This window comes from Vibrio sp. 1078-1, from assembly GCF_033340475.1.
Map to the genome: position 1 here is coordinate 1 of NZ_JAWOWM010000391.1, position 679 is coordinate 679.

1 pseudogene is annotated in these 679 nt (G+C 43.3%); it reads left to right on the forward strand.

Going from position 1 to position 679, the window contains the following annotated elements:
- Window positions 1-487: pseudogene (locus tag R7190_RS27750) on the forward strand (hypothetical protein); the annotation flags it as partial.
- Window positions 488-679: the final 192 nt, after the last annotated feature.

The window sequence follows — 679 nt, forward strand, 5'->3', positions numbered from 1 at the left end:
TTCCTTTACGCTTGCGATGTCACATGAACAAGCGGTTAAAGCAGCAGAAGAGAACATCTCTGCTCTTGCGATGGTTGCGCAAGGTATGGACGGCACGACGCTAAAACTAATGAGTTTGATGCTGAATATTTTCTCAGTAATGACTGCGTTTTTTGGCGTGTACTTAGGTTTCCGCGATTCTTGCCAAGGTCTAGCGATGCTGGCTCTAAAAAAGGTCATGCCTGAAGAGAAGATCAATAAAGACTTGGTCACCAAAGGAATCATTCTCTTTGCGATTCTCATGGCGTGGGGTGCAATTGTATTGAATCTACCAGTTCTGAGCTTCACATCAGTATGTAGCCCTATCTTTGGTTTGATTGGCTGTTTGATTCCAGCTTACCTTGTCTATCAAGTGCCTTCTTTACACAAATACAAAGGCGCGTCGCTTTACTTGATTATTGCTACTGGTATTTTGCTGTGCGTATCGCCTTTCGTCGCATTTAGTTAAAACCTACATTGCCTTGGCTGTTACTCAGGTTGTGATGGCCAAGGCAAACTGAAGATTCAACCTCTCTTCTCCCTGCTTTTATCTCATCCTTGAGAACTCTTGCCACATACCGTCCTATTTGCAGTTTTTACGCGATCTCCCTCACACTTTATTGACAATTCTCGACTATGTTCAGCGGGTCATTTAATTAGA